20 protein-coding genes and 1 other RNA gene are annotated in these 25,207 nt (G+C 40.2%); 18 read left to right on the forward strand and 3 right to left on the reverse strand.

The features are described from left to right. The first annotated feature begins 3 nt into the window (after positions 1–3). The 10 genes from IGK77_RS06985 to IGK77_RS07030 all read left to right on the forward strand — a co-directional run bounded on the left by IGK77_RS06985 (position 4) and on the right by IGK77_RS07030 (position 14,518). Positions 4–933: a hypothetical protein gene (locus IGK77_RS06985; RefSeq protein ID WP_071867944.1), complete on the forward strand. Its 930-nt coding sequence runs from the start codon at positions 4–6 to the stop codon at positions 931–933. 38 nt (positions 934–971) lie between these two features. Continuing rightward, a complete protein-coding gene (locus IGK77_RS06990; RefSeq protein WP_438713117.1) occupies positions 972–5,270 on the forward strand; it encodes a hypothetical protein in 4,299 nt (1,432 codons plus the stop codon). A 20-nt stretch (positions 5,271–5,290) separates the two neighbouring features. Next, on the forward strand, positions 5,291–7,867 hold the full coding sequence (locus IGK77_RS06995; RefSeq protein ID WP_438713118.1) for a MucBP domain-containing protein: 2,577 nt from the start codon (positions 5,291–5,293) through the stop codon (positions 7,865–7,867). Positions 7,868–7,898: 31 nt separating this feature from the next. Beyond that, complete coding sequence (locus IGK77_RS07000; protein ID WP_071867232.1) at positions 7,899–8,459, forward strand: hypothetical protein; 561 nt, start codon at positions 7,899–7,901, stop codon at positions 8,457–8,459. 46 nt (positions 8,460–8,505) lie between these two features. Next, complete coding sequence (locus tag IGK77_RS07005; RefSeq protein WP_074798915.1) at positions 8,506–8,685, forward strand: hypothetical protein; 180 nt, start codon at positions 8,506–8,508, stop codon at positions 8,683–8,685. Positions 8,686–8,752: 67 nt separating this feature from the next. Beyond that, positions 8,753–9,943 (forward strand): hypothetical protein, encoded by a 1,191-nt coding sequence (locus tag IGK77_RS07010; RefSeq protein ID WP_074798917.1) that lies wholly within the window; start codon positions 8,753–8,755, stop codon positions 9,941–9,943. A 154-nt stretch (positions 9,944–10,097) separates the two neighbouring features. Beyond that, positions 10,098–12,974, forward strand: a complete 2,877-nt coding sequence (locus IGK77_RS07015) for an InlB B-repeat-containing protein (RefSeq protein WP_074798919.1) — start codon at positions 10,098–10,100, stop codon at positions 12,972–12,974. Positions 12,975–13,028: 54 nt separating this feature from the next. Beyond that, positions 13,029–13,553: a hypothetical protein gene (locus tag IGK77_RS07020; protein ID WP_071867236.1), complete on the forward strand. Its 525-nt coding sequence runs from the start codon at positions 13,029–13,031 to the stop codon at positions 13,551–13,553. A 24-nt stretch (positions 13,554–13,577) separates the two neighbouring features. Further along, positions 13,578–14,141: a hypothetical protein gene (locus IGK77_RS07025; RefSeq protein ID WP_074798921.1), complete on the forward strand. Its 564-nt coding sequence runs from the start codon at positions 13,578–13,580 to the stop codon at positions 14,139–14,141. A gap of 5 nt (positions 14,142–14,146) precedes the next feature. Then, complete coding sequence (locus IGK77_RS07030) at positions 14,147–14,518, forward strand: LPXTG cell wall anchor domain-containing protein (protein WP_074798923.1); 372 nt, start codon at positions 14,147–14,149, stop codon at positions 14,516–14,518. An 87-nt stretch (positions 14,519–14,605) separates the two neighbouring features. On the opposite strand, the gene IGK77_RS07035 is transcribed toward IGK77_RS07030, so the two are convergent. Together IGK77_RS07035 and recU are read right to left on the reverse strand one after the other, a co-directional pair. Further along, a complete protein-coding gene (locus tag IGK77_RS07035) occupies positions 14,606–16,996 on the reverse strand; it encodes a PBP1A family penicillin-binding protein (protein ID WP_071867239.1) in 2,391 nt (796 codons plus the stop codon). Next, entirely contained in the window at positions 16,986–17,627 is a 642-nt protein-coding gene (gene recU / locus IGK77_RS07040; RefSeq protein WP_071867240.1) for a Holliday junction resolvase RecU, read from the reverse strand. The genes IGK77_RS07035 and recU overlap by 11 nt, the downstream gene beginning before the upstream one ends. Positions 17,628–17,691: 64 nt before the next feature. On the opposite strand from recU, the gene IGK77_RS07045 reads away from it, so the two are divergent. The 7 genes from IGK77_RS07045 to IGK77_RS07075 all read left to right on the forward strand — a co-directional run bounded on the left by IGK77_RS07045 (position 17,692) and on the right by IGK77_RS07075 (position 23,408). Next, positions 17,692–18,231: a DUF1273 domain-containing protein gene (locus tag IGK77_RS07045; RefSeq protein WP_010735546.1), complete on the forward strand. Its 540-nt coding sequence runs from the start codon at positions 17,692–17,694 to the stop codon at positions 18,229–18,231. 89 nt (positions 18,232–18,320) lie between these two features. Beyond that, entirely contained in the window at positions 18,321–18,734 is a 414-nt protein-coding gene (gene gpsB / locus IGK77_RS07050; protein ID WP_071867241.1) for a cell division regulator GpsB, read from the forward strand. A gap of 18 nt (positions 18,735–18,752) precedes the next feature. Continuing rightward, an RNA gene (gene rnpB, locus IGK77_RS07055) (RNase P RNA component class B) lies at positions 18,753–19,123 on the forward strand. Between the two features lie 298 nt (positions 19,124–19,421). Continuing rightward, complete coding sequence (locus IGK77_RS07060; protein WP_010735544.1) at positions 19,422–20,591, forward strand: THUMP domain-containing class I SAM-dependent RNA methyltransferase; 1,170 nt, start codon at positions 19,422–19,424, stop codon at positions 20,589–20,591. Positions 20,592–20,672: 81 nt separating this feature from the next. Continuing rightward, complete coding sequence (locus IGK77_RS07065) at positions 20,673–21,137, forward strand: ASCH domain-containing protein (RefSeq protein WP_074798928.1); 465 nt, start codon at positions 20,673–20,675, stop codon at positions 21,135–21,137. A 63-nt stretch (positions 21,138–21,200) separates the two neighbouring features. After that, entirely contained in the window at positions 21,201–22,703 is a 1,503-nt protein-coding gene (locus IGK77_RS07070; RefSeq protein WP_071867243.1) for a carboxypeptidase M32, read from the forward strand. 30 nt (positions 22,704–22,733) lie between these two features. Continuing rightward, positions 22,734–23,408 (forward strand): HD domain-containing protein, encoded by a 675-nt coding sequence (locus IGK77_RS07075; RefSeq protein ID WP_071867244.1) that lies wholly within the window; start codon positions 22,734–22,736, stop codon positions 23,406–23,408. Positions 23,409–23,589: 181 nt separating this feature from the next. On the opposite strand, the gene IGK77_RS07080 is transcribed toward IGK77_RS07075, so the two are convergent. Further along, positions 23,590–23,916: a hypothetical protein gene (locus IGK77_RS07080; RefSeq protein WP_071867245.1), complete on the reverse strand. Its 327-nt coding sequence runs from the start codon at positions 23,914–23,916 to the stop codon at positions 23,590–23,592. A 127-nt stretch (positions 23,917–24,043) separates the two neighbouring features. Between IGK77_RS07080 and IGK77_RS07085 the strand changes: the two genes are divergently transcribed. Then, a complete protein-coding gene (locus tag IGK77_RS07085; RefSeq protein WP_074798930.1) occupies positions 24,044–25,189 on the forward strand; it encodes a VanZ family protein in 1,146 nt (381 codons plus the stop codon). Positions 25,190–25,207: the final 18 nt, after the last annotated feature.

The following is a 25,207-nucleotide window of genomic DNA, read 5'->3' on the forward strand; positions in this document are numbered from 1 at the left end:
ACAATGAAACAAATAAAAAATATAGTTGAGTCAAAAGAAGGAAAAAGAATCGTGTTTATAGCTATCGGCATTTTCATCACCATGTTCAGTTTTATTTTTTACTCGCTATTTTTTCATAGCGGTACGAATGAAAACTCGGAAGGTACCGCTAGTAGTAAGCCTTTGTCTGCAAGCGAGCAAAGAAAAGAGGACCTAAATTTAGTAGAAAGAAATGAAGCCTTAGTTTATAGAGGTATTTGGTATTCTGATCGAGCGGATGGCATGGTTTTGGAATTAAAAAATGACGGAACTTATCAAAGTACCAGTTGGCTCACAACGGGTCAGTATCGCTTAGTAGATACAAAGCTTGTTCTGACGGACAAAGAGAAAGAGGAAGTTTCTTTTGAGCTGATGACAAGGTTAGGCGAAACGATTTTCTTTTATGAAGACAATGAAGGGAACACGACCTATTTCTATCCTAGTGTTGCATTGATGGAAAGGGCCAAAGAAATTATTGATTCCAGTGGGGAAGAAATCGATGAGATAATCAGTCAAAAATGGAATGACGTGTTACTTCAAGGTAGTTGGACGGGAACGACGATGAATAGTCAAGTGTTGATTGATTTTACAGAAGACACATTTGTCCAAAGAAAAGTGGAAGACGGAAACGAAATAAGTCGAATTTTTTACTATCGCGTCATTTCTGAAGATATTTCTGAGACGCTATGTGTACTTGAACTATCAGTCACAGATGAAAATTCAGCAGTGATGACATTTGAGGTCACCTTAGAAGAGACACAATTCGGTTATCGCATGCATTCCCTCCCAGGGATGTTTTTATGGGTAAATGATTACGAAAAACCACATCAAGCTGTGCGATTAACTCAAACAGGTATTTTTAGAGAAGAAAATTCATCTTTAGAACAATTACTTGAACATCGCTTGAATGGTTAATCGACTCTAAAAAATTCTTCATTGAATGGAGGAGACCGATGTTTTATAAAAAATTTGAAAACTATCTTAAAGAATATATAAACAAAGATATTTCAGTAAAATCAGTAAAACTTTATGAAGAAAAAGTATTCAATGAGTTTCAAGCAAAAGCAATATTAGATAGCAACCCTGAAACTTTGAGAGAAGAATTCCACTTCGTTCTAGACTTGATTTCTTCAAGAAAAGAAGTGAAGGAAGAAAAGACCAATGATTTAAAACAATCATTTGAAAGAATGCTCCAAGACATTGATCCATCAGAATACAATGCCTTGAGATTCTCGATTTATAAATCGCGGATGATCGTCTTAAAACAAGATATACGTGAGCAAGAAACAAGGACAAAAGATGCGGCACCCACTTTTACGTCAAACACACAGTTACAAGCATCTGACGAATTAGTAAGTCCTAAATTAGTGGCTGAACAAGAAAGAAGATTTGCAGAACAAGCCTCACTCAATAAGAGAGACAACGTAAAGCAAGAAGTTTTATCTAATGAGCAGATCAAAGAGAATGTCTCGATGCACGTAAATTCTGTCCACACGACGAATCAATATACAAAAGAAGAACACCATGAAAGGCTTAAAGTGAGTGATTTAAAAGAACAATTTGAAAAAGAACGTTCTTTTAATAAAGAACCGCATTCAGCTGGAGTACCATCAGGAACAGTCAACAGATTGCGACAATACTATGAAGGTCTGAATCATTCATCAAATGATCATTCACCAGTAGAAAGTCGAAAGTCATCTAGATGGAGAACCCCGCAAACGAACGATTCGCTGAACGTTCAAAATAGGCAAAATCAACCGACAGATCGACGGAGCCAAAGAGATGAAGGAACATCGTCCTATCAAAAGGCTCCTCCATTAAAAGGTACTAGCGAATTTGTGCGTAGAGGAAATGAAAGCACAGTCTATACGAATGAATCATCACCCACAAATAAAGCAGAGCCGGATCAAACCGGCATGACGAACGAAGAATTTCAAAGACGGCGAGACCGATTTGGCAATCTGCCTGGACCAAGTAACGAACCACCAGTCATCGAAAGAACAACTCAAAGAGAACCGGATAACTACCAGACAGCTGCTTATCAAAATCCACCTAGGCAGCAACGAAGTAGTGAGCTAGTGCAAGAAGCTCAAGCTAGTAGGGTAGATAACAATGACTCGTTAAGGACAAACAATGCAGAATGGAATCAAACTGGTAGGGCGAACGAAGAATTTCAAAGATATCGAGACCGATTTGGTAATCTGCCTGGACCAAGTAACGAACCACCAGTCATCGAGAGAACAACCCAAAGCGAACCGGATAATTATCAGACAGCTACTTATCAAAATCCACCTAGGCAGCAACGAAGTAGTGAGCTAGTGCAAGAAAGTCAAGCTAGTAGGATAGATAACAATGACTCATTAAGAACAAACAATGCAGAATTGAGTCAAACTGGTAGGGCTGACGAAGAATTTCAAAATCTTCGTGCTCGATTTGAAAACCTGACTGGTACAAGCAGTGAACCATCACTTTCAAAGAAAAAGAGTCGTGGAGAGAGTGAACATCAAGGAACTTCTTATCATAGAGCTATCACCAGGCATGACAGTAGTGAAAGCGTACGTAAAGTAAACGAAAGCGCAGTTGATACGAATGATTCATCATCTGCAAATAAAATAAAATCGAATCAAACCGGCTTGACGAATGAAGAATTCCAAAACCGTCGCGCTCGATTTGAAAATCCTAGTGTAAAAAGTGATAACCGCCTTGCAACAGAAGCAACGGGTCAAGTGAGGGCAGCGAGAGACCAGTTTGAAAAAGCGAGCAATCTTCCTGACGACCGACCAGGTCCAGAATCCACGGGACGAGTGAGAGCAACGAGGGACCAGTTTGAAAAAGCAAATGCCCATCCAAATGAGCGACCAGTTCCAGAATCCACGGGACGAGTGAGAGCAACGAGGGACCAGTTTGAAAAAGCAAATGCCCATCCAAATGAGCGACCAGTTCCAGAATCCACGGGACGAGTGAGAGCAACGAGGGACCAGTTTGAAAAAGCAAATGCCCATCCAAATGAGCGACCAGTTCCAGAATCCACGGGACGAGTGAGAGCAACGAGGGACCAGTTTGAAAAAGCGAATGCCCATCCAAATGAGCGACCAGTTCCCGAATCCACGGGACGAGTGAGAGCAGCGAGGGACCAGTTTGAAAAAGCGAATGCCCATCCAAATGAGCGACCAGTTCCCGAATCCACGGGACGAGTGAGAGCAGCGAGAGATCAGTTTGAAAAAGCGAGTGACCTTCCTGACGACCGACCAGCTCCAGAATCCACGGGACGAGTGAGAGCAGCGAGGGACCAATTTGAAAAAGCGAGTAATCTTCCTAATGACCGACCAGTTCCCAAATCAACGGGTCGAGTTGAAGAGATGCGAAGACAGTACGAGTCCAGAAATGGGAGAGAAACTGAAGCTAATGTCTCTAACGAAACATTCCAACAACAAAATGGCTTGGCTAATGAAAGATTTCGTCAACGCCGAGACCAATTTGAAAATCCTGTTGTAACAAGTAGTGATGGATCAAAATCAGAAGAAACTGCTATAGCCGATCAGCTAGATCGTAGAAAAGAAACAAGCAACCAACCTACTGCTAACTCTGCTGATCAAACAGGTATCGCTGCTGGTAATACGAAAAAAATCCGTGAATTGTTAGCTGATAAACTCAAATTTAATCCAGTAGAGAAAGTACCACCTGAAACAAATACCCAAACAGCTACTCAAATAGATAGTTCCCATCCACCAGTAGAGGAATCTGCCTCTGACACTCAAAACAGCCAAATGAGAAATCAGATGCGTGAAGGTGGTGAACTGAGATCAACGAAACTGGATGGAACGAGTACAGCAACTGGAGGAATGGATAAAAAGCAGTCGCAAAGCACAGTTGATTCTTTAGATAAACTTGGAATAGACGTGAGTAGTGATACTTTTGGTTTAAATGAGAATGCTTCAGATAAAACGGATAAATCTACTGAGACCGATTCTATGAACGACGATGTAGAATTGCCAGGATCAGTACCGCTTACAGAAAAAAAGAAAATCCATACAAAAAAAAGCCGAGCGATTCAAATCGGAAGACTTTTGTTGAACTTACTACCATTAGCATCTTGGCCGTTGATCAGTATGTGGGTAACTGGCATTTTAGGTATCGTTCCAGCCTACCTTGCTATGTATGGACTACCACTAACTCTGTTTATTTACGGGACTATTTTGGCTGCCGTTTATGGGCCAAAACTCATCAACTATATTCGTAAACTTCATTCTAGAATACAAAACTATCGCCAGGCAGAACGAAGTCGACAGAGAAACTTAGAGGATCGAGTGATTGATCCAAAAGAAAAATCGATTCAAAGAGAAACTGCTGCTCATGAGAAAGAAACAGCAAAAACAAAACAACAGAATCACTCATCAGAAAAAGACAGTCCTGAAAATGCAGAAAAAGACAAATCTGTAAAGGGTTATCTTAAAAGAAATTGGAAATCTCTCGCCATCATCTTTGGTGTTGGGATAGTTGTAGCAGGAATTGGTATCGCACTGACACCAGTAGTTGCACCATATATATTTGCGATAGCCACTTCAACTCCTTTATTTATGTACAAAGTAACTTCAGTTATTGCAATGGCACTTGCGGTTTCCTTTGGTGTGACCGCCTTGAGTAAAGGACTGCATGCACTACAAAGAAAGTTTTATAAAAAAGAAGATCAAACATTAGAAACGACAACACAAAAAGAAACAATCGAAAAAAATTCTTTAGAGGTAGATAAGAATTTTGATAAAGCCTATGAAAAAGTGGATAAGGATGATCGTGCATCTGCCCATGATAATTCGTCAATAAAAAGTGCTGGATCAAAAGAAGATGGCATAAAACTCGCTAGTAATGAAACGAAGTCAATGGAAAAAAGTCCATATGCATGGGTCTATGGTCAAGAGACAGAAAACAAAACCCCAAATGAATCGAATCGTTCAAGTCGGTCGAATTCGTTTAATACCCATGAAACACTTCATGTGAAAGCGGATATTCATGAGCCACCGTCACAGTCATCACGTGAAAACCGTGCGACGAATCAATTAGGTGAAGCCGCAAGACATCGGTTGGATAATACAAAATCTGAAAGAAATCCACAGATTACTGAACAGAATAAGGGAATCAATCGTCAGCCGGCCGTCAAAGAGGCATTTGATTCAATCAAACAAAAAGCAATTTCGAAGAGTAATAATGTCAGTGGCAAGCCCCTACTGAAAGGTCAAATATCTTTTGAAAAATAAAGAATACGGAGAGAGATTCAATGAATAAAATCAAACTAATGAGCATATTTAGCGTCATCTTGTTGCTCTTGCATTTTCCAGTGAGTGTTTATGCTACTTTTAATGATTATATGCTCAATGAGATCCATCAAGGAAAGAGCTTACGTGCATGGTTGTATGACGAAGGAGAAAACGCAATCTCTCAACAAATCAATGCTACACCACAAGTAGATGGTTCTTTGGGGGTTGATGTGGGGGATAGTGTGAGTTTTTCGGTTAATATTCCTACCTACGCCCTGGTGGCAGACCGAGGTGGTTGGATTCCAGCACTGACGGGAGGTAAGAGTGGAAATACGCCTGTCCCCAATTACTTTTATACTCAGATGCGTTATGGAAAGTCACCAAATCTGCCAGGTAATTTTAGCATAGGTGAGGTGACCGCGACAAATCTTCCTTCGGGAGTGACCATTAGCAGGGTAGTTGGCCCGACTACGGGAAATCTTACAAGAGTTGATGTGACAGTTACTAGGTCACAGGTGAGTGCGGCAAATGGCCATACTAACTCAATCAATCTTAACTTGAGTTCGCTTTATTTAGATACATGGGCAATTGATCCAACAACTGCTGATTTTTTTGGAAACAACCCGATTAATGTAGGGGGTATTACACTTACTAATCTTAATTTGGGCACATTGTCACTGCGAACAAAAAATTCAATCAGAGTGAGATATATCGATGAGGAAGGTAATGAACTCCGAGATCCACTGGTAGAACAAATGGAGGTTGGTCAAAACTATGCGTATACACCTCCAGTCATTCCGGGATATACCTTCAGCAGATTATCATCTGGAAGCGCAAGTGCTTCCGGTCAGATGGCAGCTGGTCCGGAAAGACTTGTTGAATTTGTCTATACAAAGAATCCAACGGTGGGCGGAGCGATCACGGTGAACCACGAATTTATCGGTGCTTCAAGTATGAATAGCAGTGAACGATTCACAAACGTGGGGAATGTGGGCGATCGATTTGAATTGACACCTAGAACAGAAGCTGGCTGGCAAGTAAAAGGTGAGTTGCCAGAAGTGATAGTGACAGAACAAGCACAAACGGTGACGATTCAATACGAGCGAAAACCTGGAGGTGCCATCACCGTCAATCATGAATTCATTGGCGATTCTTCTATGAATACGAACGAAGTGATTACAGATGTCGGGAATGTCGGTGATCGTTTTGAAATGACGCCACGAAAAGAAGCGGGTTGGCAAGTAAAAGGTGAGTTGCCAGAAGTGATAGTGACAGAACAAGCACAAACGGTGACGATCCAATACGAGCGAAAACCTGGAGGTGCCATCACCGTCAATCATGAATTCATTGGTGATTCTTCTATGAATACGAACGAAGTGATTACAGATGTCGGGAATGTCGGTGATCGTTTTGAAATGACGCCACGAAAAGAAGCGGGTTGGCAAGTAAAAGGTGAGTTGCCAGAAGTGATAGTGACAGAACAAGCACAAACGGTGACGATCCAATACGAGCGAAAACCTGGAGGTGCCATCACCGTCAATCATGAATTCATTGGCGATTCTTCTATGAATACGAACGAAGTGATTACAGATGTCGGGAATGTCGGTGATCGTTTTGAAATGACGCCACGAAAAGAAGCGGGTTGGCAAGTAAAAGGTGAGTTGCCAGAAGTGATAGTGACAGAACAAGCACAAACGGTGACGATCCAATACGAGCGAAAACCTGGAGGTGCCATCACCGTCAATCATGAATTCATTGGCGATTCTTCTATGAATACGAACGAAGTGATTACAGATGTCGGGAATGTCGGTGATCGTTTTGAATTGATGCCACGAAAAGAAGCGGGTTGGCAAGTAAAGGGTGAGTTGCCAGAAGTGATAGTGACAGAACAAGCACAAACGGTGACGATTCAATACGAGCGAAAACCTGGAGGTGCCATCACCGTCAATCATGAATTCATTGGCGATTCTTCTATGAATACGAACGAAGTGATTACAGATGTCGGGAATGTCGGTGATCGTTTTGAATTGATGCCACGAACAGAAGCGGGTTGGCAAGTAAAAGGTGAGTTGCCAGAAGTGATAGTGACAGAACAAGCACAAACGTTAACGATCCAATACGAGCGTAAAGTTGGCGGTCAAGTAGTCGTCAACCACATTTTTGAGGAAGCACCTGAAAAAAATCGAATGGACATTCTACTTGGACGTTGGGGAGAAGCATTTAAGGCGGAGCCAATGCAAATAGCTGGTTGGGAAGTAAAAGAAACCATCGGCCAACCTACAGGTGTATTTACAGATGAGGAGCAAGAGATAAATTTCATCTATGTTAGGAATGAGGAGCAGCCGATACCAGAGGAAGACAAACCTAATGATAATAAGGATAAGTACCCTGAGACAAAACCGGTGGACCAAACAACTAACAAAAAAACTTCAACTAAAAAGAATGATGGGGTCGCAATCAGAAGAAAAGAAGAGAAGCGTTCGCTACCAAGATTGAATAGTCAAGCAGGTATTTCCTTAACTGTAGTAGGGACGTCAATGGTTGCATTTGTCTTTTGGAAACAACTAAAAAAGCGAACTAAATGTAAAAATAAATGATACCAAACGTTTGATTTAAAGGAGGAGTTCGATGATCACCAATGAACAGCCAGATCCAGAGGTAAAAATGCTACAAAAAACATCCTTGAAAACACCTAAATTTGGTTTTATGGGACTGAAATATTTAGGAAGATTTGTCGTAAAAGTGACGAAGATGATCAAAAATAGAATCACAAAAAAGAAAGAAAAAGAGCAATCACCTTTAGAAGCATCTGCTAATACGACGAAGGCAACTAAAAAACAACCTGTCAAGTTGGAAGCTGCGAAAGAAAAAGCGCCTGTTGTAAAAAATATCGCAACAAAAACCAATCGGAACCTTTTTCAGTTTTTATACAAATTAGGAGCGAACTTCATGAAGTTTGATCTATTAAAGAGTATAAAGACACTCGGTATTGGTGCTACCTCTTCACAACGAAGAATTAAATCAGCCGAAGTCAAAACAGTGAAAGCGGCAAAACAACAATCCGTTGCTAAAATCAAAAAATTGAGCTTTTCCACAGTAAAAAAAGAGGCAATCAGTAAAAGTAATAAAATCAATCAATTATCAAAAAATAATCAGTTAACAAGAAGACCGTCATTGCAAAGATCATAAAGAATTCTCATGATCAATTGGAGGCATCCTGATTGGAGGAGAAAGAATGGAATATGAGCGTATGAGTGATGAACAACGAAGAAACGGTCGCGAAAATAAGCGAATCCAAACAACGAAAAGGATAGAAGAAAACAAGAGAGAGCAAGAACGCGTTTATTTGGAGAGTGTTCGATCGTCAGAGGGATTCAAACGTTCGTTACAAAAGAAAAATAAAAATAGGAAATAAGTCATTTTGTTCATAAATAATATCGCGAAGAAAGATAAAGGATTTCTTTAAGAAAGTGGGAATGATAATGGATGAACAACTCGTAAAATTAAACCAAAGAATTGCACGCATAAAAGATATCAATGATCCTGAATACGATCGCTTAGTAGCAGAGAGAAATAAGGTGCGACAACAAATCGCTGCGCGGAATGAAAGACAGTCGGCCGCTTCATCCAGTACCTCGAGAGTAACTGAAGTAAAAACTGATCCTAAAAAGATTCAGCAATTAACGGAAAAAATTTCAGAGAAACAAGCGCAAATAAACCGTATCAAAGATATGAGTGATCCCCGCTATGAAAAATTAGAAGCGGAGAAAACACAGTTGATCAGAGAAAGAGAAACTGAACGTCTCAAATCAGCTAAGAGTCATGAACTTACAGACAAAACAGGCATAGCTGGGCAAGCGAATAGGGACTCAACGATCGTCAAAACAGATTTAAAAAATGTCCAAAAAATGATCCACCACGATCTGGATCAACAATTTGAAAAACTATCTAATTTTTTTGAGGAGTATAAATTTCAGTATGATTCATCAAAGGATGAAAAAAACATCAAGGAATTAGGTGAGAATATCGACATGCATAAAAAAAGATATGACCTGAAGATGAAAAATAGTTTTAATGACGCGGGTTTCTATGGCAGGTTTAAGAAAAATGAAAAACAAAGTGAACTAGCACTCGGAAATTTTATCGAAACCTGGAAAGAAGACCAAGGCTACCATCGAGATACTCATTCCGCTATTGAAAAAATCCATGAATTGAAAGAAAAAATTGTAAAAAATCATAATTTAGAGAAATACAGTATGAAAGTCAACACAAAACAAAATGAATTAGCCGAATTACAAAGTAAAAAACAGCGAATCAATTTTTTTAGTAAGTATATTTTTAACCGCGAAAAATATCGTCAATTAAAAAATCAGATCCATGAATTAAAAAACGAATTGAATATTATAGGAGAAGCTCGATCACTAGCTATGAAAGGCGATTTCACAAAAGCAGAGGCTTTATTCAATGTGAGTGAACGCACAGGGACTTCTCATGAAGTGAAGCAGCGAAGACTTACTCAAAAAACGTTATCGCCTTCCTTGGCTACAAGTATTCCTGGTCCTAGTAAACTGCAAAACAAAATGGAAGCAAGCATAAGCAAATCAGCAGAAATCATGCAACAAAAGAATACGGACAAATTACGTAGTTCTTCACATAAGGAATTACGAGCATAAAAACGGGTCTCCTATTGATATCAATTTTATCAATAGGAGATATCACTGATCAGTGTGTAAAATAATGACAGATGTTTTTTATTCGGAACCATTCATTAAAAGAAAAAGATCGATATGTTTATTTATTCCAACAGTTAATCATTAAGGAGCACCAATGAAAAGTAGAATTAATCATAATAAAACTATCATTTTATTGACCGTATTCGTTGTTCTATTGTCTCATCTACCTTTTCATTTTGTTTATGGATCAGAAACCAGTGAACCCGCTAATGAAATCCAGAATGAGGCAAGGGTAGACTTAGCTAGAGATGTAACGATTACATTTGAAACAAGTCCGTCAGAAGGTGGAAATCCTTACCGTACAAGTAGTAATCAGATGCCACCACTTGGAACGGTGTATACCATACATGCGAATCCGAATCCAGGATTTCGTTTTGTTCAATGGGAATTAGTATCCAGTGATGGCGTTTCTATACAAAACCCAAATGCAGAGGTAACAAATCTCAATACAGGTGGCGGACCTACAGGACCGATAAGTGCGACAGCAAGGATTCGAGCGGTTTATGAGCGAGTGTACAACTTAACCTTTCAATCTTCTCCAAATGCTGGAGGAAATCCAAGAGCGGATCAAACAATACTGGCACAAGGTGAAACGACCACGATCCATGCCAACGTTTCGAATGGATATCGCTTTGTTCAATGGGAACCTGTTTCTGGAAACACGACTATCGCAAACCGAGCGAGTCAAAGTACATCCATTACGATGGGGGCAGGAGATTCGTCCATTCGAGCAGTCTACGAACAAATCACCCATAGTGTGAGTGTGCAGGCAAATCCAACGATTGGTGGCAATCCTAGGGTTTCAGCTTCATCCGCTGCCCAAGGAGCAACCATCAATTTGAATGCAAATCCAGCTACCGGTTATCGTTTTGTCAATTGGCAGTTTCGAACCCAAAATGGGGCAACCATAACGAATAGTAATCTGGCGAATACCAGTTTACGAATGGGTACGGGACCTGTGAGCGTCCAAGCCAATTATGAACGCTTGCAACAAGGTAGTGTCGTCGTAAGGTATGTGGACGAAGAGGGTAATGAGTTAGCGCAAAGCGATATTTTAACGGGATTTAGCGGAGAAGCATATCGTACAGAAGCAAAAGAAATCGAAGGGTGGGAATTGCTTGTTACACCGGAAAATGCAACAGGGGTTTTCACGAATGTGGAGCAAATAGTCACCTATACTTATCGGAAGAACCAGCAGTTATGGGGAACTGTCCCTTGGGAATACGACGAGGCAACGAAAACGATCCATTTGTATGGTGGAATCGCTGGATCGGTCCCAGAAGCGCCATGGAAAAGCCATTCCGAAGTTGAAACGATCATTGTCACCAACGAGGTATTTTTACCGGAAAATAGCGCCTCTCTTTTTGACATGGCAAGACAGTTAGAAAATATTGAAGGCGTAGGAAACTTTAATACGTCCAAAGTAACAAATATGGATCGGATGTTTGCAAGTACAACAGCTCTAAAAGAGTTAGATATTAGTAACTGGGATGTATCTAATGTGACGAGTATGGGATTAACATTTGCTTGGATGAGTAATTTAATAAAGCTAGATTTAAGTAACTGGGATATATCTAGTGTAACAACTATGGCCAACATGTTTATATGGACAACCTCACTTACTGAATTAGACTTGAGCAATTGGGACACAAGAAATAAAAATATTAGTGGTTTGTTTTCTGATTTATGGAGCCTTTCATCTCTTAAATTAGGAAAAGAAACAGTTATCGGAAATACCAGCTTACGAACTATCGTTCCTACAGCGGAATATACAGGACGATGGGTGCTTGAAGAAAGTTTGGATAGTTCAGTTCGAACAATCGCTTTTGAGAATTCAAACGAATTTATGGCAAATTACGACGGAAATCATCCAGGAACTTATGTATGGGAACGTTCTCGTCCGGAAGAATTAGTGGCAACATTAGAGCCATTAAGTGACCAATCAACAGCAATCACTGGCTGGATGACAGAAGTAACGGATAGTCGAACAATCACTTACCAAAATATAGCGGGACAAACAGTCAGTGTAACTAAAGAATCACCGAGGATCAAGTGGGGAGATTACCAAGATGCAGATCAACGGATTCGACAGTTTGAGATACCCTTAGCAGAAAATGAGCGTTTAGCAACAGACACACAGGTAACGCTCGCTATTGCTAAACCATCCGTCGAAACAACTGGTGATTTGACGATTGACGAAAAGGTAATCAGAGGGATCGACTACACTGCAAATCACTTTACATTAGAACGTAAGAAGTTAGAGGGATTAACCAGTGAAGCAGAACTCCATGAATTGATTCTGAAGGAAAGTCAGGCAACAGCACACGATGTTTTGACACAGGACGATCGCAGTCAGGAAATTAAAATCGTAGCTACGGATTTAACCAAGGATGAAGTGGACGATGGCACGTATTTTGCTACATTTCAAGTAGGGAACAAAGCCTATCAGTTTACAATAGGCATTGATGTTAGCTCGAAGATCCATCATCTAAAAGTTTCCATACCGACGAAAATGGTGTTCGAATCCCTCTACCAAGGCGAGGAAACTAATCGTGAATTTGTTAGTCCAGATTACGAGATACGTAATCATTCAGATCTTTCTGTTGATACGTATGTGAATCAGTTCATTGTTGAAGATGATGCAGGGGTCACCTTGTTAAGGGAGGATGAAAATCCTTTAGATCACGCGCCATTGCAAGAAGGACAACCGAAAAAATTCTCTGATATCAAACAACCACTATTGGAATTACAGTTGATGTCTAATGAAACCAAAATTTCTTTATATGGACGAAGAAGTGAACAACGCTTGGCACAAGTTGCACCATATTCAAGTGTCCCTTTCCATTTGACCGGTCGATTTTATGGGCCATATCCTAAGTGGATCTCGGAAAGTGAAAATGAACAAGGGGGCTATTATCAAGAGTCATTCGTTCCCACCTATCGTATGATTTTACGATTTGTTCCCAGATAGCGGGCATAGATGTACGAGATAAAAGAATGATAATGACTAGGAGACGTTCAACCAATGAGTAAAACAAAACGAAGGAATCAACAAAAGAAACGACGGAAGAACGGCGTCTTATTGTTGTTTGTTTCTTTGTTGGTGATGGCTGTTGCTAGTTGGTATTGGTTTGGTCACAAAGAACCCACTCCAGTTATCAGCGCAGATTTGTTGCCTGAAATCAGTGATGCGAGTGATCAACGGATTTCTGAGCGTGCGCAAGAACTAGCAGATGCAAATTATTTCACCTTGCAGATCAACCCAGAAGCAGTTTTCGAAAATGGCAGAAGTCGTGGATCGATCGAAATCGTCAATCCTGGCACGAATGTTTATCCGATTGCGGTCGATATCACGATCAATGATACGAAAGAAGTGATTTATTCTTCTGGCGCGATTTATCCCAATCAATTGATTGAAGCGGTGTATTTGAAGCGACCTTTAGAAAAAGGAGAATATCCAGCAACAGCGACAGTCAATATCTATGATCCAGAAACCAAAGAAAAACAAGGCGTAACCGAAGCAGAAATCAGCATATTGATAAAAAATTAATCCAATTTAAGTGAGGCTACCTAAATGAAAAAAGCAACAAAATTAGTGTTAAGTATTCTAACAATTACAGGAGTATGTATTAGTGGAGTTACCGCTTCTGCTAGTCCAGTCCAAACCATTGATGGGCGAGAAGGTGCAACTTCTGGAGATATCACTATAAAGGGGATCATCGGTGAATTTGATAATACAAAGCCTGGTCCAAATCCAGAAAATCTCGATCAATGGATCAATGTGACCCTACCGACGACAGCTATTTTCCGGACAACAGAAGAATCTGAGCATAAAAAGATTACTTCTCCGGCTTATCACGTGACGAACCATTCTGCGCTAAGTGTGCGGGCTTCCGTCTCAAATGTGACAGAAGTCAAAGAAATGAGCGAAGTGGATCGACTAACGATCAACACGATCGAATTATTCAACAAAGGAGTTTCGACAGTTACAGCTACGCCTTTATTCACCTTATCTGGTAATGAGGGGAATCATACAGTCGGTAACTTCCAATTTAGTGGGGATGCGACACCGAGAAATGCTTCCGTAGAAAGTAATCCGAGCTTTAAACTAGTATTGAATTTTGCAGTAGAGGAATAAAGCGAATGGAAAATCTACTATCAGATAGTACGATGAGGAAGTCTAGAAGTAAAAAATGGCAAGTTTTATCGGTACTACAAATACTTTTTATTATCAGCTTATCCTGTTCAACCATAGTCAAGGCAGAAGAGGTGCACTCCACTCACAATATCAGAGTATCTGGTACGATTGGATCAACTGTTGAAGAAACAAAAGAAGCAAATAAGCACCAGACACTAGTCGCTGATCTTTCTGCGATCATAAAACAAAATCTACCCGAAACAGGAACAGTAGTAAATCAACGAATTGTTTTCTTAGGTTATCTGTTGATTGGTATTTCTGGGGGAGTAGTTTTGTTTTCTAGAAAACGAAACTATCCTATTGAATACTTAAAATGATCGATCTAGTAGGGAAATGAGCGTTGAAAAATGACAGAAAACGAGTAAACAAAAAAGCCATCCGCAGAGGATGGCTTTTTTCTATGGTCAATCACTACTGTTTCTAGACGAAGATCGAGTAGAAGGTGCAGTTCGTGTCCCGCTGTCACCACCAGCAGCATTTGTATCTTCGGAACTTGGCGGCGTAGCAGAGGATTCAGGTGGTGCTTCCTCGCTAGAAGATGCTGGTGGTTCTGTAGAAGGCTCACTACTTGGTTCAGTTGGTTCACTACTTGGTGGCGTCGACTGTTCAGAGCTACTAGGTTCAGTCGTTGAGCTTGTAGAAGTCTCAGGAACAGTTTCGCTCGTTGAAGAATCTGGAACAGGAGTTACAGGGACGACCGCAGATGAAGAAGGAATCGTCGTTGACGGCACCGTAGCGTTTGAATTGCCAGATGATGATGCATTTCTAAAGAATAATTCACCACCAGAACGGTACAGTCCGTTAGGCATCGTCCAATCCGTATTTGTCACATTTGCGGAGACAAATTTCATCAATTCGCGATAAACATCTGAAGCTACATCTGTTCCAGTGGAAGTGATCGGAGTCATTTTATCATTGTATCCCGTCCACACAGAAATGGCATAATTCGGTGTGTAACCAGCAAATAAAATATCTGGATAAACGCCCGTTGAGGTACCTAACTTAGCATATTCCTCGTCCGTATAATTAGATGTTCCTGTTTTACCTGCTTGGATCAACCCTGGGATTGCGGCATTCGTACCGGTTCCGCGAGTAATCGTATCTTTCAAGATGTCAGTAACCATATACGCTGTCTCTTCAGACATCGCTCTTGTTCCTTCTGGTTCAAATGTTTCTTCAGTGCCATCTTGGAAAACGATCCGATTAACGTATTGTGGTTTATAGTAAGTACCACCGTTTGCTAAGGCAGCGTATGCTGCGGCCATTTTTTCAGAAGAAGCACCGTATTTCGTCCCATCTTGTTGTTCAGTATTACTTGAAATCGCATTTGACTGATGGATCGTGCTATATTCGATCCCTAAGCTACTCAAGAATTCTGCGACTTTATCTGCGCCAACTTCATTGAAGAGCTTGACTGCCGGGACGTTTCTTGAAAGGTATAACGCTTGGCGCAAGGTGACCATTCCCATGTAACGGTTGTCCCAGTTCGAAACAGGAATAGAAGTTCCTTCATAATTGTAAGGTGCATCGGCGATCAATTTGCCAGTAGAATAGTTCAATTCTTCAAATGCTGGCGCGTAGTCAGTGATCGGTTTCATGGTTGAACCAAAGTCACGAGAGGTATTAACAGCCAAGTTATTACCTAAAGCGACATCATCCGGAATGTTTCTTCCGCCGATTTGCGCGGTGACTTGTCCAGTATTGACATCGATCAACGTAGTGGCTACTTGCATTTGATCATCTGGATATGCAACGTATTGATCTGTATTCACCACATCATATAAGTGTTTTTGGGCATTCAAGTCTAAGTTCGTATAAATATCTAAGCCATCGGTATAGACATTCTTGTCTGTTTTAGCATGGACTTCATTGATGACCTCTTTGACATAATTGTCGACGATCCGTGTATTAGTGTCTTCTTGGGTTAATTCTTGTAACCCATCCGTGATCGGTGTATTGATCGCTGTATCGTACTCTGTTTGAGAGATTTTTTCGTTTTGGAGCATCGTGTACAAGACAGTATCACGACGTTTTTTTGCTTGCTCTGGAAACTGGTAAGGATCATAAGCTGACGGTGCTTGAGGCATTCCTGCTAAAAGCGCGGTTTGCGGTAAATTCAATTCGCTTAATGTTTTTCCAAAGTAAGATTGAGCCGCTGTTTCCATGCCATAAAGACCGTTAGACATATAGACTTTGTTGACATAGTAGGTCAATATCTCTTGTTTTGATTTCGTTTGTTCCAGTCTGACAGCCATCCAGGCTTCTTGGGCTTTACGTCTGATTGTTTGGTCTTCGGTACTAGTCGAGAAGAAAGAGAGCTTGATCAGCTGCTGAGTCAACGTACTACCACCTTGTAAGCCGCCAGATGTAAAGTTGGATAAGGCGGCACCGATGATCCGAACAGGGTCGACACCGATATGTTTGTAAAATCTTCGGTCTTCGACTGAAACGATGGCATCTTCAAGTGTCTTTGGCAGTTCATTGGCAGAAATTTTTTCTCTTTTTTCTGCTCCTAGATCCTCAAATAACTCGCCATCTTTCGTATAAAGTTTTGACGAAACTGTTGCATCCAGTTTTTCGTCTGTCAGAGCGGGAGCATCTTTGGCATAAAACCAAAAAAGTCCGACCCCTGCGAGAAAAGCGACACAGATCAAGGAAAGACCAATTAAAAGAATACGTGTGATCAATCCTTTTCGATCTTTTCCAGTGCCTTTTTTCGTTGATTGTTTTCCTCTTTTCTTTGGAGAAGAAGAGGAGGTGCTTCTTTTAGAAGATCTCGTTTGATTAGTTGGCATTCTTTGGTTCTCCTTCATTAGATTCTAAGTACTGGTCGATTGCTTGCAAGTATGGAACACGAGGGGCAAAGCCACTTGGAATCTCGATTCCTAATTCTTCAATCAATGAAAGCGGCAAGGATTTCCTTCCTTGTGTCTGTTGTTCGTGCCAATAGTGGACTAAATGTGTACTATCTAAATAAAAACAACGCTGTAAGGCAGAAAACCATAAAAGGACAAAACAGATTCCTCCTTGTTTTTGACAAGCTTCCATATGTGAGATTTGATGGGGATGAAAATTTTTAAATGGAAATGAAGTTTTGTTTTTTGTCTCTTTTGCTTCAAAATCCAAATAGAAACCTCGATAGACACCGTTATAATCAGTTGTGGAAGCCTGTGTAAAATAAGCTTCTTTAATGACAGCGGCACTACGTCGAGGGTAGTCAACTTTTACGATTTGAACCGGTGTTGGCTTTTTATGGATAACGGCCATTTGATGTGCCAGATAATACTCGTTGCTTTCATTGATGGCTTCTTCAAATCGCATTCCGCGATTGCCAAACTCCGTATTTGGGTTCCTTTTTACTTGTTTTTTTTCTTTGGACGAGGCATCCTTGATATAAGGACGGCCATTTGGATAGCGTAAAACCATGATCGAATCACTCTCCTAGGCCACATTATAGCAAAAAAGCACAGAGAAAGAAAAGGAAACTGGAATGGATACAATAAAAGTAATGTATATCTCTGGTTATCGCAGTTTTGAATTAGGTATATTCAAAGATAATGACCCTAAAATGACAGTTATTAAAAAAGTTTTAAAAAATGAATTGACCCAATTGGTGGAAGAAGGATTGGAATGGGTGATCATCAGCGGTAACTTGGGCGTCGAATTATGGGCAGGTGAAGTCGTCGCTGAAATGAAGACGGATTATCCAGAATTGAAGCTTGGGATCATTTATCCGTTTGCAGAGTTTGGCAATGGTTGGAATGAGAACAATCAGGAAAAGAAAAGGCTGGTAGAACAGCTTTCTGACTATCGTGAGTCGGTGAGTCACCAACCCTATCAATCACCAAGTCAACTAAGAAATCATACCCAATTTATTCTACAACATACAGACGGAACACTATTGATTTATGATCCAGAATATCCTGGAAAAACAGACTATTTTTTTAAGGATGCACAAAAATATCAAGGGAGTCATCCTTATGAGATTCGAACCGTCAGCATGGATGATTTGCAAAATTTTAGTGAATAAAATAATATAGTGTTTGATTTATCAAGTCTTTTCCGATACAATAAAAAAGTAGAAACGTTAATACGTAAATGAGAACTAGAGGTGTAAATATGGCGAATTTGATTTATAGTCCTAAAGACATTTTACAACAAGAATTCAAAACAAAAATGCGCGGATATGATCCGATCGAAGTGGACGAATTCTTAGACAATATTATCAAAGATTATGAGAATTACAGCAAACAACTCCTTGCTTTACAAGAAGAAAACGATAAATTAAGTGCAAAAGTCGCTCAATTGTCGAAAAACCAAGGAGCAGCTCCAAGTCGTGCACAACAAACAGAAACTCCGAAAAGTGCGGCAGTAACGAATTTTGATATTTTAAAACGTCTATCAAATCTTGAACGTGAAGTATTTGGTAAAAAATTAGATGCACAAGCAGGAAATGTACCACCAGTAACACCTAATCCAAACAACTATACATCAACAAATGAACATGACAACGAAGCAACACGTCAGTTTTAAGCAATGAATCGATTTGTGGTTTTCGGGTAATCGCGGTCTGGCTTTGACCAGACTGAGGAAAGTCCATGCTCGCACAGGCTGTGATGCCTGTAGTGTTCGTGCTTAGCGAAAAAATAAGCTAAGGTACTCTTTTAGAGTAACGGCAGGAAAACAAGCTAAGGTTTCGGCTATGCTTCAGTATCCTTGAAAGTGCCACAGTGACGAAGCGAACGAGGAAACTTGTTCGGTGGAACGCGGTAAACCCCTCGAGCGAGCAACCCAAACAACGGTAGGGGCGCTTTTTGTCGGGGAATCAGAACGAGACAAAAGGGCAGTTGATCTGCAGATAGATGGTTACCGCTTTGTTTTTTCTCCCTGGAAAAACAAAGTACAGAACATGGCTTATAGAAAACCACATCTTCAGGGAATAAATCGATAGGCGAATAACAGCCTACAAAATCAGTACTAAGAATAGCTTTTTTTCTACGTCAGGCCTTTTCACATTGAAAAGATCGGATGTAGGGAATTTAGAAGAGGGTGTGACGGAAGCGCACAGCTCCAAGAAATAAGCAGCAACATACGAAAATAGCTTATCGTATTTTTGGGTGTTGTTGCTTATTTTCTAAGGGCTGCTTCTGCCACACCATTTGTTTGATTATAGAGGACGAAGGTCATCATGCCTCTTTTTTGATTGATAAGGAGAATACAATGGATAAAAATAGAGAATTCAATTTAATAGCGACAGCGGCAAGCGGGCTAGAAGCATTAGTAGGAAAAGAACTTAGAGATCTTGGCATCGAGTGCCAAGTCGAAAATGGTCGTGCGCGTTTCAAAGGAACGATGGAAACGATTGCTACAACAAATCTATGGTTACGTACAGCAGATCGTATCAAGATCGTCGTGGGTGAGTTTGATGCCCGTACGTTTGATGAATTATTTGAGCAAGTCAAAGCGTTACCATGGGAAGACTACCTTCCGTTAGACGCCTCTTTCCCTGTTGCAGGAAAATCGATCAAATCGACGCTTTATAGTACACCAGACTGTCAAGCCATCACTAAGAAAGCAATTGTTGAAAGACTACGTACGTATTATCATCGTCCGTCTACTGTGCCATTGACAGAAACCGGCGCACATTTCCAACTAGAAGTTGCTTTACTGAAAGATCATGTGTTAGTGACCCTTGATACGACTGGTCCAAGTTTATTCAAACGCGGTTATCGTTTAGAAAAAGGTGGTGCCCCATTAAAAGAAAATATGGCAGCAGCTTTAGTGATGTTGACGAACTGGCGAAAAGATCGTCCGTTTTATGATCCAGTTTGTGGTTCAGGAACACTGTGTATCGAAGCTGCACTGATCGGTCATAATATCGCCCCTGGTTTCAATCGTGAATTTGTGTGTGAGACGTGGGATTGGTTCGATCCGGCTATCATGGAAAAAGTTCGTGCAGCAGCAGAAGAACAGGCAGATTATGATATCGAATTAGATATCACTGGGTCTGATATCAATGGTCAATTGATCGGTATCGCCAGAGCCAATGCGGAAGAGATCGGTTTAGGCGATTCCATCACCTTCCAACAACGGGCAGTGAAGGACTTCAAAACGGAAAAAGAATACGGCGTGATCGTTGCTAATCCCCCTTATGGTGAACGCTTAGGCGAAGAAGAATCCGTTCGTCGTCTCTACAAAGAAATGGGTGAGGTTTTCCGACCATTGAAAACGTGGAGTAAGTACATCTTGACAAGTGATTTGGCATTTGAAGAATTTTACGGACAAAAAGCAACAAAAAAACGTAAATTATACAATGGTGCATTGCGCACAGATCTGTTCCAATATTGGGGAACTCGTCCACCAAGAAAAGAACGGACTGAAAACGAATAACTAGGATATAAGTATGGACACCTAAAAAACATGGTTGGGACTTTAAGACCTTTGACCCTATGATTTTTGGAGGAATTGAAAATGAATGAACAAGCAAAAAAGTATTGGAAAGAATTTTGGCAAGGTGAACTCCCTCCAACAAATGTTACTGCAGAGCAGTGGGGTTGGGAAGGAACACCGATGGCAGATGAGTTGGCAGACTTGATTTTAAAGGGGATCAAAACGGCGTCATGTTCATCATACGATGAATGCCTGTATTACGATGAAGACCCTTTGTCTAAAATCGGAAGTTATACCATTGTTTTAAATAGTAAAGACGAACCTGTAGGCATCATAAAATATACAGATATGACGATAATACCGATGAATGAAGTAACAGAAGAAATTGCCCGTGCTGAGGGTGAGGGTGATTTGAGCTATGATTACTGGTATAAAGTTCATAAAAAATTTTTTAGGGAATTAATGCCCCAAATTGGAAAAGAATTTTATGAAGAGATGCCCCTTGCTGTTGAACGGTTTGAATTAATCAACGCAAAGGAAATGTAGTAAATGTAAGTGAGCGATAACTATTGGATAAATGATAACTAGGATAAGTTGGAGGATTTTTGGATGAATGAAAAGGAATTTTTGAAAGAAGTCAAAGAAATCGATTTAATGAGTCAAGCGTTAACAGTATTGGACTGGGATATCCAAACAGGTATGCCAGAAAAATCAAGTGAAGAACGCAGTGAAGTCAACAGTTATTTATATGGGCTATATTTCTCAAAAAAAGTCGGACCGAAAATCGCAGAAGCAATCGAATACTTCTCTGCGCACCCTGACGAGTTGTCTGAAGTCGGAAAAACGGTTTTTGAGAAAGTCAAAGAAGACTATGAATTAGAGCATAAAGTACCGGAAGAATTGATGATTGCATTAACTTCTGCGACTTCTAAAGCCCACACAAAATGGCAAGAATCGCGTGAATCAAACCAATTTGCTGATTTTGAATCCGCGTTATCTGAGAACATCAAGATCACAAAACAGTTGATCCCATATTGGCGTAAAGAGGAGAAAACAGACTATGATGTGCTGTTGAATCAATATGAGCCAGGAATGACTGTAGAGATCTTAGACCAAGTATTTGACCAAGTCAAAGAAGGTATTATATCCATCCGTCAAGCCTTAGTCGAAAAAGGAACAGCACCCGAAACGGATTTCCTCTCACGTAAAATGACGAAGGAACAACAAAAACGCTTTGTAGTCGGTGTGATCAAACAGTTAGGCTATGATTTTTCTAGAGGTCGCTTAGATGACACGATCCATCCATTTATGATCGGGATCAACCGTAATGATGTCCGCATCACGACACGTTGGAATGAAGAGGACTTCAAAATGGCAACGTTTGGAGTGATCCATGAAGCCGGACACGGGATGTATGAACAAAATATTGATGAAAAATATACGTATACACCAGTAGGCGAAGGCACATCAATGGGCATCCATGAGTCGCAATCACTTTTCAATGAAATCATTGTCGGCAGCAACCGCAGTTTCTGGGAAAAGCAGTACCCATTCTTCCAAGAGTGTGCTGAAGGAACCTTTGATGATATTTCTTTTGATGATTTCTATCGTTCATTACAGTATACAAAAGCAAGCTTGATTCGGATCGAAGCAGACAGTTTGACGTATCCATTACACATCATTATACGTTATGAGATCGAAAAAATGATGTTCAATGAAGGGTTAGAAGTTGAGAAATTACCAGAAGTATGGAACCAAAAATATGAAGAGTATTTAGGTATCCGTCCAACAAACGATTTAGAAGGGATCTTGCAAGATGTCCATTGGTCAGGTGCAAGTTTTGGTTACTTCCCATCTTATGCGTTAGGATTCATGTATGCTGCACAATTATTACATGCAATGAAAAAAGATATCGCTGTTGATGAGATTTTAGCTTCTGATGATTACTCACCGATCAAAGAGTGGATGACAGAAAAAATCCATCAGTACGGCGCATCAAGAAAACCAAATCAATTGATCCAAGATGCGACAGGAGAAGCATTGAATCCGCAGTACTTGATCGATTTTATGCGAAAACTTTACTTTAGCGTTTATGGTGTTGAAGAAGTCTAAAAAATTCTCTAATAGAAGGTGAAAGCGGCAGTGGATAAATTAAGTGAAATTGCTAACTACAGCATGGCACAATTGTCTTTGGATCGTTCAGGACATGGTGTGGACCATACGAATCGAGTAGTCGAACTTTCTCGACAAGTCCTTGAGACACTACCGCAAGCCGATTCTTTTATCACGCTGGCAGCGGCATATCTACACGATACGATCGATGATAAAGTGGTCGAAGATGAAGAGCAAGCGAAAGAAGGACTCAGAGTCTTTTTGGCAAACATCGGAGTGGCAGAATCAGAGATTCATCAAATCTTTCATATCATCGAAAATATGTCTTTTTCAAAAAGTTTGTCTGATAACGTCGAATTGTCCTTAGAAGGCAAGATCGTACAGGATGCAGATCGTTTAGAGGCGTTAGGTGCGATGGGTATCTTACGTACAGCATATTATGGAGGACATAAGGGGCATCCGATTTTTGACCCAGTTATCCAGCCAATCAATTATACGAACAAACAAGAGTATCGTAAAGGTTCGACAGTCATCAATCATTTTTATGAAAAATTGTTGTTACTGCCAGATCAAATGAATACGGAATTTGCGAAGCAAGAAGCAAAACGACGTGAAGCGTTCATGCGTGAATTTCTAGAGGAGTTCTACAAAGAATGGTTTGTGGGCGAGGATTCACTTGATGCACAAACCTGGCGTAACCGATAATTAAATCAAAAGACATATCTTGACCATTCGTCCTCTTGCGTCATCTAAAATCAAATAGACGGCGGGAACAGAAGGAAGTTCTTCGTAAAATAAGGCGTCATCCACAAAAAGTTGAAAAACAATTTTCGTGGATAACGCCTTATTTTTTGAGGCTAAACACGTCTGTCTCGACCTCATCTTTCTATTTGTTTTTTTTTCGAATTTGCTTGATCCTTAACAAAGCTCGGAAGATATTCAACAAAAATAATAAAGTAGCAATACCAATCGGTACCCAGATCAAATAGACAGAATAGCCAAGTTCTGCAGAAAGTTCTGCACTTGAAGTATGTGAAAGCTCAGAGAGTGCTTGTTGCCATGTCTGTAGGTTGAAAACAAGCATAAAGCCTGCGATGATCAATAGAATAAAGCCTAAGTAATGGATCGATGTCCGCTTACGAATCAATGCAAAGACTAAATACAGAATAAGTAAAAATGCTGGAACACCAAATACAAAATAAATATTAAGCAAAATGAATCGCCTCCTCATAATAATCATACTTCAATTGATAGGAATTTAAAAATAATTTAGTCATTACTTGCATTCTTTTCACCAATATTGCTAAGATAACTGTATTCAAAGGAGGTCTTTTTGTTTTATGGCAAGTTATATCGAGCCGATTCGTTTTGCGTTGATTGTCTTTCCTTTTCTCGCATTGGCGATTTCTGCTATCTTTTTTATTTATGAATACCGAAAGTATGGAACGTTTCTCCTAACTAGAGCGGTCATTTTATATTCATTTGTCTTTTATCTATTATGTGCTTACTTTTTAGTGATTTTACCTTTACCTACTAAGGAAGCTGTTGCGCAAATGACAGGTCCAAAAATGGAATTACACCTATTTGCGTCTTGGGAGAACTTCAGAGCGAATACAGTCCTCGTCTTGTCCGATCCGAGTACCTATTTACCTGCGATGCGACAAAGTGTTTTTTTAGAGCCATTATTCAATGTCTTTTTACTTTTACCGTTTGGCATCTATTTAAGGTATTATTTCCGACTGTCCTTTGTCAAAACGGTCTTTGCAAGTTTCTGCCTCTCTCTATTTTTTGAGTTGACACAATTAACAGGTCTTTACTTTATCTATCCACGTCCGTATCGATTATTCGATGTCAATGATTTACTAACGAATACATTTGGCGGAATGCTTGGCTATCTTGTGACGCCAATCTTTACGTTTATGTTGCCAACAAGAGCGAGAATGGATGAAGTATCGTATGAAAAAGGCAAGACAGTCTCTTTGACACGCCGTCTGGTTGCCTATTTGATCGATTGGTTTTTCTTATCTATTTGTTCGTCGATCATCGGATTGGTAGCCGGATTATCGTTTGGAAGTAGCGAGTTCACTTCCTACAGTTGGTGGTTGTTCGTGCAAGTCTTTCTATATTTCATGATCCTTCCTTTCTTAACGAATGGCAGAACACTTGGAAAAAAAATCGTCCGGATCAAGCTAGTTGAAGATGGCAGAGAACGAATCAGATTTCGTGCGTTGTTCATTCGCTATGCGTATCTCTATTTCTTATTTTATGGGCTAGGCTGGTTGAGTCAATTAGTTGGTCCAGTCATCAATCAAGCGACTGGTGTCACACAGATGAGTGCAGTGTTCATTTTCTTATGTACCTTGGTCGCACAGTTCATTTTCGGTCTGAATCTATTCTTATCTTTTATTCGCAAAAAGAGAGTTTTATTCTATGAGAAAGCGAGTCATACTTACACGATCAGTACGATCAAAGATAGAAAAGCCTGACCTTTTCAAGCAAAATAA

This window comes from Enterococcus sp. DIV0806c (genome assembly GCF_051710905.1).
Lineage (GTDB): Bacteria > Bacillota > Bacilli > Lactobacillales > Enterococcaceae > Enterococcus_B > Enterococcus_B mundtii.

Excerpts from the sequence above, each read along its gene's own strand:
- IGK77_RS07060 (WP_010735544.1), top strand. The coding sequence starts at position 19,422 with ATGGATAAAAATAGAGAATTCAATTTAATAGCGACAGCGGCAAGCGGG.
- IGK77_RS07000 (WP_071867232.1), top strand. The coding sequence starts at position 7,899 with ATGATCACCAATGAACAGCCAGATCCAGAGGTAAAAATGCTACAAAAA.
- gpsB (WP_071867241.1), top strand. The coding sequence starts at position 18,321 with ATGGCGAATTTGATTTATAGTCCTAAAGACATTTTACAACAAGAATTC.
- IGK77_RS07025 (WP_074798921.1), top strand. The coding sequence starts at position 13,578 with ATGAAAAAAGCAACAAAATTAGTGTTAAGTATTCTAACAATTACAGGA.
- IGK77_RS07045 (WP_010735546.1), top strand. The coding sequence starts at position 17,692 with ATGGATACAATAAAAGTAATGTATATCTCTGGTTATCGCAGTTTTGAA.
- IGK77_RS07085 (WP_074798930.1), top strand. The coding sequence starts at position 24,044 with ATGGCAAGTTATATCGAGCCGATTCGTTTTGCGTTGATTGTCTTTCCT.
- recU (WP_071867240.1), bottom strand. The coding sequence starts at position 17,627 with ATGGTTTTACGCTATCCAAATGGCCGTCCTTATATCAAGGATGCCTCG.
- IGK77_RS06995 (WP_438713118.1), top strand. The coding sequence starts at position 5,291 with ATGAATAAAATCAAACTAATGAGCATATTTAGCGTCATCTTGTTGCTC.
- IGK77_RS07005 (WP_074798915.1), top strand. The coding sequence starts at position 8,506 with ATGGAATATGAGCGTATGAGTGATGAACAACGAAGAAACGGTCGCGAA.
- IGK77_RS07030 (WP_074798923.1), top strand. The coding sequence starts at position 14,147 with ATGGAAAATCTACTATCAGATAGTACGATGAGGAAGTCTAGAAGTAAA.
- IGK77_RS07035 (WP_071867239.1), bottom strand. The coding sequence starts at position 16,996 with ATGCCAACTAATCAAACGAGATCTTCTAAAAGAAGCACCTCCTCTTCT.
- IGK77_RS07020 (WP_071867236.1), top strand. The coding sequence starts at position 13,029 with ATGAGTAAAACAAAACGAAGGAATCAACAAAAGAAACGACGGAAGAAC.
- IGK77_RS06990 (WP_438713117.1), top strand. The coding sequence starts at position 972 with ATGTTTTATAAAAAATTTGAAAACTATCTTAAAGAATATATAAACAAA.
- IGK77_RS07015 (WP_074798919.1), top strand. The coding sequence starts at position 10,098 with ATGAAAAGTAGAATTAATCATAATAAAACTATCATTTTATTGACCGTA.
- IGK77_RS07070 (WP_071867243.1), top strand. The coding sequence starts at position 21,201 with ATGAATGAAAAGGAATTTTTGAAAGAAGTCAAAGAAATCGATTTAATG.
- IGK77_RS07065 (WP_074798928.1), top strand. The coding sequence starts at position 20,673 with ATGAATGAACAAGCAAAAAAGTATTGGAAAGAATTTTGGCAAGGTGAA.
- IGK77_RS07010 (WP_074798917.1), top strand. The coding sequence starts at position 8,753 with ATGGATGAACAACTCGTAAAATTAAACCAAAGAATTGCACGCATAAAA.
- IGK77_RS06985 (WP_071867944.1), top strand. The coding sequence starts at position 4 with ATGAAACAAATAAAAAATATAGTTGAGTCAAAAGAAGGAAAAAGAATC.